This is a genomic window from bacterium, from assembly GCA_041648665.1.
Taxonomy (GTDB): Bacteria; UBA10199; UBA10199; order 2-02-FULL-44-16; family JAAZCA01; genus JAFGMW01.
Genome location: JBAZOP010000137.1, coordinates 1 through 5433, shown reverse-complemented (window position 1 = coordinate 5433; position 5433 = coordinate 1). Strand labels below are relative to the sequence as shown.

The window sequence follows — 5433 nt, the reverse complement described above, 5'->3', positions numbered from 1 at the left end:
AGTGGCCAAGGAGATCGAGCGCATCGCCGGCAACATCGACGGTTTCAGCGGCCGCAACAGCTCCGGGGTTCGCTGCGAGTTTCTCTCCGAGTACATGCACGACGGATTCGCCCTTTTCTCAGAGGTGCTCTCGCACCCCGCCTTCTCCGCCTCCGAGGTGGCCAAGGAGAAACGCATACAGCTCAAGGCGATCAAGGATCAGGAGGACTCGCTCTCCTCGCTGGCGTTCATCGAGTTCTCGAAGCTCCTCTTCCCAAAACACCCTTACGGCCTCAGGCAGCTGGGCACGATCCAGTCGGTGAAACGCCTCACCAACGATAAGCTCCGCCGCTTCCACCGCCACGTCATGTGCGCCGAGAACCTCATCCTCACGGTCGCGGGCGACGTGAACGCTAAGGAGGTGGAGGAGCTCGCCATGGAGCATTTAAAGGACCTCCCGCGCAAGGGAGAGGCCGCCCCGAAGATCCCTTCCGATCCAGCACCCGTGAGCCCTCGCGAGAACGTGATCACAAAACACGAGAAGGAGCAGGCGCACGTCGTCGTGGGCTTCAGGGGCACCACGTTCAAGAACCGCGACCGCTATCCCATGATCGTGCTCAACAACATACTGTCCGGACAGGGCGGGAGATTGTTTCTCGAACTGAGAGACAGGCTGAGCCTCGCGTATTCGGTGAGCTCGGTGAACTACGAGGGATTGGAGCCGGGCTACTTCGCGGTCTACATCGGCACGGACCCGGCCAAGCTTGAGACCGCGAAGGCCGAGATCCAGAAGCAGCTCGCCCACGTGTGCAGCGGCAAGCCGAGCGCAGAGGAACTCGCCCGCTCGAAGCAGTACATAGTGGGGACCTACGAGTTGGATTTACAGCGAAACAGCGCGCTCGCCGCCACCTATACTTTCAACACCCTCTACGGGCTGGGGCCGCATGAAGCGGAGAAATACCCGTCGCGCATCATGGAGGTGACCGCGGAGGACGTGCTCAGGGTGGCGAAGAAATACATAAGACCGGAAGCGTACACGATGGCGGTAGTGAAGCCGGCCTAAGGAAGATTATTCCATCCGTTCAGCGGGCATTCGGCACAGCGGGGACTCGTGCGGCAGAAGTCCTTTCCCGTCTCCACGATCAGGGCGTGGTACTCGTTGTAGAGCGGGATATCCTTCTCTATGCGGTCCATGAAGAGCGCCTGCAGATCATCGTAGCAGTCCTCCTCAGCGCAGAGCCCATGGCGCGAGAGAATGCGCTTTGTGTACGCGTCGATTACAAAAATATCCTTCTTCAGTGCGTAGAGCAGGATCGAGTCCGCGGTCTCGGGTCCGATGCCGTTTACCGCGAGCAGCTCCTCTCTGAGTTGCGGCAGATCCCTCTTCGCCATCTTCCTTGCGCTGCCGTCGTAGTTTTCGACGAAATATTTGAGGAATGATCGCAGCCGCTTTGCCTTCACCCTGAAATAACCGGCCGGCTTGATGAGAGAAGCGAGCCTCTGCGGAGAGAGTCCCAGCATGGCGTGTGGATCGAGGATGTCCTCTTGCTTTAAATTCGCGATCGCCTTCTCGACATTCTTCCAGTTCGTATTCTGCGTGAGGATCGCGCCGACCATGACCTCGAACGGCGTCTCGCCAGGCCACCAGCCGCGCGGCCCGAAGCGCGCGAGCATCAGGCGAAAACCCTCCATCAATGTCTTTTTGGTAGGAGGCATCGGAGATGACTGCAATCAACCTTTCTTTGAAAGGTACTTGGTGACGATGTCCCATATCGCACGCGCGGTGTCGATCGCAACACGCGCCTCGCCCTTATTGGGCGCCCCCCCGGCTTTCATGCCAGGGGCTGCATCGGGATACCTGATGGGAACATAATAACCGTCGAGGATCGTCAGCGCCTCTGAGTGTTTCTTCAATGAAAGCTCCGGGAGCTTTGACGCCAGTTCGCGCAGGCTGTGGCTCTTGGGATAAGACCTGCCCAGTGCGACAAGCATGCCTTTGAAGCACTTCTCCACGACCTGCTGTGAGAGAAAACAGACCTGCGAATAAAAACCCTCCCGCAGACCAAGCTCCGCAAAACGGAGGTCGTTCTCGGCGCGTGTCAGCCATTCCTCATGCGGCGCGCTCATAGAGCACCCTGCCCTTCCCGACGATCTCATCCTTCAGAAAGCCGTTTTTGTCCAGCTCGCCTGCCAATTCCTTCGGCGTCCAGATAGTATAGTCAACGCCCACGTCACAGCCGGCAAGCAGAGGGGCAAACTCCTTCACGCGATCCCAGTAACGCGCCGGTATGCGCTCCTTCACTATCAAAAGGTCGATGTCGCCGTCCGGAGAGACTCGCCCCTTCGCCAGCGAGCCGAACAATATGACCTTGTCGGGAGAATATTCCTTTTTGAGCTTCTTAAGAAGCTTTGCGAGGTCCCGCTCGAGCTCCAGCTTGCGCAACTCGGAGAGCGCAACGTTTCTCAGTTCCTCCAGATACGGATATTCCGGATTCAAGGAAAAGAATCTCAGGGGTCCCGCCGCCTCGCTTTTCAGGACGCCTTCTTCCTTCATGCGAGACAGATGACGCTGAAGCGAGCCCACGGGGATGCCGAGAGTGCGCTGCAGCTCACGCAGATAGAACCTAGAAGCAGGATTCCTGAGGAATAAGCCCACCAGCCGAAGCTGCACATCCGACCGGCCTGTCATGAGTGTGAGCATATCTGGAACAATTGTACCACTAAATGGAACAATGGCAAGGGCTTTGAATTCAGGACCTTACGCGGTGGGGGTTTCCTCGACCTTGGGGGCCTCTGCTGCCGGGGCCGGAGTTGCTGTTGGAGCCGCTGCCGGGGCCTCTGCCGCTGCCTGTGGCTTCTTGGATGCGCTCCATGCCGAATAATGCTCCTCACAGTAGCCCTTGCGGTACGTGGGCTTTCGGCATTTGTCCTCGGCGCAGGTCCGATAGCGCGGCTTCGCGTCGAGCTCGCCGCGGCGCCACTTGCGATAGTGGACGTTGCAATAGCCCTTGGCCTGGTACGGCCTCTTACACCCCTCCATCATGCAGGATTTCCCCGGAGCCCGGCTCGCCCCGGCCTTCGCCTTTGCCGTCGTTTTCGTCTTCGCTGTCGTCTTCGCCTTGGCTGTCTTGTCTGTCATAATCATCTGTCTCCTATGGGTCTCTCCTGCATGTTTTGATCGTCCGTAGTTGCGCCCGGTTTCGGCGGCATCGCTTCCATCTGCTGCAGCGTGGGCCTGGGCTGGATCGCCCCCTCGACCGTCGCGCCCTCCTTCATCTCCGGAGCGAGAGCCTTCTGGTCCGGCGGCATCTGCACCGGTGCGCCCGCCTTGAGCTCCTCCCGCAGGACCTGGTCGAGTTGCTTCTTCTCCTCGTCGGTCACGTCCTCGGAGATCGCCTCGCCGGCCGCCTTGAGCCCCTCGCCCACGATCGAGCGGATGTCCCTGAGCCCTTCCTTGACCGCCTTGGACTGCATGACAGGGCCCATGTACTCCTCGACCGTCTTGCCGCGGATCTTCTTTCCGGTGAGCGCAAGCGCTATTATTGCCATGATCGAAAGGATAAAGAGCCACTTGATGATGCCCCACATAGCCGCCCCCCTTTAAGTTTCGTGCACCATAATGGAGGGTCGACAACAGTGTCAACTGCCTTTTGGCGGCCGTAAAAAGACCTGCGATAGACACTGGGGGCGATCTCTGATATAGGAGGTGCGTGGTCAGGAAGACATCCATACTCATAGTCGACGACAACCCCTCGGTGATCGAGCTCTTGCAGTCCCAGCTCAAACCGTACCCGTACATAATCGACAGCGCAGTCGACGGCGAGGAGGCGCTCCACAAGATCCAGAAGGAACCGCCGGATCTGATCCTGCTGGATCTCATGATGCCCAGGGTGTCGGGCTTCGAGATCATAAAGCGAATCCGCAACGACAAGGAAACCCGCTTCATCCCGATCATCGTCATCACCGCGCTCTCGGAGCAGCAGGACAAACTCCGCGCGATCGAGCTGGGCGCGGACGACTTCCTGGTGAAGCCGATCAACAAGCTGGAGCTGATGACGCGCATCAAGTCGCTCCTGCGCATGAAGCTCATGCACGACGACCTGGACACGAGCGAATCCATACTCTTCTCGCTCGCGCAGGCGCTCGAAGCGAAGGATTTCTACACCAGCGGCCACTCGGAGCGCGTGGCGGAGCTTGCGGTGAAGATCGCGCGCAAGATCGGCATGCCGGACTTCGAGATCGAGAACCTGAGGAAGGGCGCGCTCATCCACGACATAGGCAAGATAGGCGTGAAGGAATCGATACTGCTCAAGCCGGGCAGGCTCACGGACGAGGAGATGGCGCACATCCGCACGCACGCCTCGCGCGGGTACGAGATATGCGAGCCGCTGAAGAGCCTCGAACCGTGCCTTGCCATCATCCGCTCGCACCATGAGAGGATGGATGGCGGCGGCTATCCGGACGGCCTCAAAAACGACGAGATCCCGCTCGCCGCGCGCATCGCGTCGGTGGCGGATGCGTTCGACGCGATGACCACCGACCGGCCCTATCGAAAGGGCATGACCGTGCAGGAGGCGTGCGCCATATTCGAGAACGAGATCGGAAGCGGCCAGTGGGACCCCTCCTGCGTGCGCATCCTGCTCGAAGTGGTGAAACAGAAGGCTACTTGATCCGTGGACTCCTTGCTCACGACATTCCTGCACCGGCCCTACGTCTTCGCATTTCTCGCGGCGTATCTCTTCCTGGCCTGGCGTTTTTTCGGCTGGCGCCGCACGACGCTCTGGCTGGTCTCGGGATACCTCATCGCCTGGGCCTCCGAATATTCGTCGATCCACAACGGGTTCCCCTACGGGGAGTATCATTACATATATGAAAACCTGCGCGGCGAGCTCCTGATCGCGGGCGTGCCCTTCTTCGATTCCCTCTCATATTCCTTCCTCACATTCGCGGGATACTCGACGGCAACCCTCATGCTGGACCGCGGCCGCGCGTCCTACCTCCGCGCCGCACTCCTGGGCGCGCTGCTCACAATGCTGCTCGACGTGATCGTGGACCCCATCGCTACCATGGGCGACCTCTGGTTCCTTGGAAAGATCCACTACTACGCGTTCCCCGGCCTCTACTTCGGCGTGCCGATGACGAACTTCGGCGGCTGGTTCCTGACGGCATTCGCGATCGTGGGCTTCAACCTGCTCGCATGGCGCGCCTTCCCCGTTTTCTTGGGGCGAACCAACGAACTGCCGAGCCGGCGAACGATTTTCTTTTACCCCGCCTTCTACTCAGGCATCGCCCTCTTCAGCATCTTCATGACCTTCCGGGTCGGGCATTGGAAACTCGGGCTGGCGAGTTCCGCAATACTCGCGGCCATCATGACCATGTCTTTCAGAAGACATCCTGCTTCTATCTAACATATTGAAATAACTGGAAATAATCTGAATTTTTAAAAAATCGATA

Annotated in this window: 8 protein-coding genes; 3 read left to right on the top strand and 5 right to left on the bottom strand. The window is 59.1% G+C overall.

Features of this window, described 5'->3' with window-relative positions; translation table 11 throughout:
- Positions 1-1042 (top strand): pitrilysin family protein (locus WC683_19170; protein ID MFA4974730.1); only part of this gene is annotated, 1042 nt, incomplete at its 5' end.
- On the opposite strand, the gene WC683_19165 is transcribed toward WC683_19170, so the two are convergent.
- Genes WC683_19165 through WC683_19145 form a run of 5 tightly spaced genes read right to left on the bottom strand, consistent with a single transcriptional unit; the run spans position 1039 to position 3567 of the window.
- Entirely contained in the window at positions 1039-1671 is a 633-nt protein-coding gene (locus tag WC683_19165) for an endonuclease III domain-containing protein (GenBank protein MFA4974729.1), read from the bottom strand. The genes WC683_19170 and WC683_19165 overlap by 4 nt on opposite strands.
- A gap of 39 nt (positions 1672-1710) precedes the next feature.
- Positions 1711-2106, bottom strand: coding sequence for a HEPN domain-containing protein (locus WC683_19160; GenBank protein ID MFA4974728.1), 396 nt, complete (start codon positions 2104-2106; stop codon positions 1711-1713).
- On the bottom strand, positions 2090-2680 hold the full coding sequence (locus WC683_19155; protein MFA4974727.1) for a nucleotidyltransferase domain-containing protein: 591 nt from the start codon (positions 2678-2680) through the stop codon (positions 2090-2092). The genes WC683_19160 and WC683_19155 overlap by 17 nt, the downstream gene beginning before the upstream one ends.
- A gap of 57 nt (positions 2681-2737) precedes the next feature.
- Positions 2738-3118, bottom strand: a complete 381-nt coding sequence (locus WC683_19150; GenBank protein ID MFA4974726.1) for a hypothetical protein — start codon at positions 3116-3118, stop codon at positions 2738-2740.
- A 2-nt stretch (positions 3119-3120) separates the two neighbouring features.
- Positions 3121-3567 carry a hypothetical protein gene (locus WC683_19145; protein ID MFA4974725.1) on the bottom strand — a complete coding sequence of 149 codons (447 nt, stop codon included), beginning with the start codon at positions 3565-3567 and terminating at the stop codon, positions 3121-3123.
- 122 nt (positions 3568-3689) lie between these two features.
- Here WC683_19145 and WC683_19140 point away from each other — a divergent pair, with 122 nt between their 5' ends.
- Both WC683_19140 and WC683_19135 read left to right on the top strand, forming a co-directional pair.
- Positions 3690-4649, top strand: a complete 960-nt coding sequence (locus WC683_19140; protein ID MFA4974724.1) for an HD domain-containing phosphohydrolase — start codon at positions 3690-3692, stop codon at positions 4647-4649.
- Between the two features lie 3 nt (positions 4650-4652).
- Positions 4653-5387: a carotenoid biosynthesis protein gene (locus WC683_19135; protein MFA4974723.1), complete on the top strand. Its 735-nt coding sequence runs from the start codon at positions 4653-4655 to the stop codon at positions 5385-5387.
- Positions 5388-5433: the final 46 nt, after the last annotated feature.